Raw genomic sequence first — 1,483 nt, 5'->3', positions numbered from 1 at the left:
GACCCCAGCAAACCGCTGATCTACCACGTCTACGCCGACCACCTCAACACCCCACGCGCCATCTACGACGCGTTCAACAAACGCCTGACCTGGCGTTGGGAAAGCGAAGCCTTTGGCAATACCCTGCCGGATCAGGATGCGGACAAGAACGGCAGCCAGTTCGTGTACCACCTGCGCTTCCCGGGGCAGTACTGGGACAACAGCATCAAGCTGAGTCATAACTGGTATCGGACCTATAATCCGGAGACGGGGCGGTACATCCAGAGTGATCCGATTGGGTTGCAGGGGGGGGTGAATACTTATGGGTATGTGGGTGGTTTGCCTGTTCGCGCAACCGATCCCAAAGGGTTGTTTTTGGTTATACCTGCTCTGGGGTGTGCAGGGGGAGGATGTGAGGCGGGAGTTGCTGCACTTTGCGCATTGACACCTGGATGTCGTGAGGCAGTTCGGAAAACAGTAAATGCGTGTGGCGAGGCTCTGGATAAACTGGGTAATTGGATAATGAATGAGGGAGGTGCTCCAGAAGGTAGTTTTCCAGATCGTGAGCTACCGCGCGATGAGAATGGCAACCCCACACCAGAACCCAAGGCTGAAGGCCCTCATACGCAGCTTGGACAAAAGGACGGGCGTAAGGGTAAATATAACCAAGGTCGAGAATTTGATGCAAACGGCAAACCTGTAAAAGATATCGACTTTACTGACCATGGGCGCCCAAAGAATCACCCAAATCCGCACCAACACCGATATGTTCCAAATCCAACCGGTGGAACTCCGCAACATGGCCCTGCGGAGCCATTATTGTAAAAGGAATCCACATGAAGAAAACCCTTGATATTTTTCCTATAACCGGACGAGCTGTATGCGACGTACTAGTTGCAGAACTAGGTAATGAATCTACATGCCTACTTAAAGATATTGAGACGCTTTGTTCTTCAAACTGTGAAGCACTCGGGGACCTCTGGCAAAAGGTTGTTTCATCTCGTGCTGAGGTCATTAAAGTGGCTGACTTAGTGTCAGCTTTAAAGTTTGCGGATCAAATTGTCTGTTTAGACCTATGTTCTGTGGTTGAGCCTCAAAAATCGTTATTTATAGAAGATGGGGAGCTTGTTGAATATAAATTTTGAATAAATGGGGTCAGCGTGATTGATCTGTCGCCAGCCGCCTTGTGCGGCTGGTCGCGGTCGGCCCAGGTCCGGTTCTCCAGGGTGGACCGATCAGGCTGATTCATCACCCGTTAGCGGGCTTGCGATAAAGTCATCCCCCTTGCCCGGCCTAGCCGGGCTTGCTTTTTTAGTAGCCAGCTTGCTGACTGAAACGGTTGGTAGTGCGCTTTAAAATCAAATCTTCCGGTACCGCCTTGGCGGTCTGTATTGTTGGTCGTTCCCGCATCGCCCTGAAGAACGACCAGAGCGTCAGCAGCTTCTTCTACAACGCCCAAGGGCAACTGGCACTCAAGACCGCCAACAGCAAACCGATCCAGTTC

2 protein-coding genes are annotated in these 1,483 nt (G+C 51.7%); both read left to right on the top strand.

All coding sequences use genetic code 11. The annotated features are described in order from the left end of the window. A partial coding sequence (locus FFS57_RS24940; RefSeq protein WP_283204939.1) for an RHS repeat-associated core domain-containing protein occupies positions 1-804 on the top strand: 804 nt, incomplete at its 5' end. 11 nt (positions 805-815) lie between these two features. Next, the gene (locus tag FFS57_RS24935; RefSeq protein WP_137940514.1) at positions 816-1,124 is read left to right on the top strand and encodes a hypothetical protein; all 309 of its coding nucleotides are present in this window, start codon (positions 816-818) and stop codon (positions 1,122-1,124) included. Positions 1,125-1,483: the final 359 nt, after the last annotated feature.

It is taken from the genome of Chitinivorax sp. B (assembly GCF_005503445.1).
Classification (GTDB): Bacteria; Pseudomonadota; Gammaproteobacteria; order Burkholderiales; family SCOH01; genus Chitinivorax.
Note: the sequence above shows the minus strand (reverse complement) of the source record. Positions and strands in the feature narration are given on the sequence as shown.

Excerpts from the sequence above, each read along its gene's own strand:
- FFS57_RS24935 (WP_137940514.1), top strand. The coding sequence starts at position 816 with ATGAAGAAAACCCTTGATATTTTTCCTATAACCGGACGAGCTGTATGC.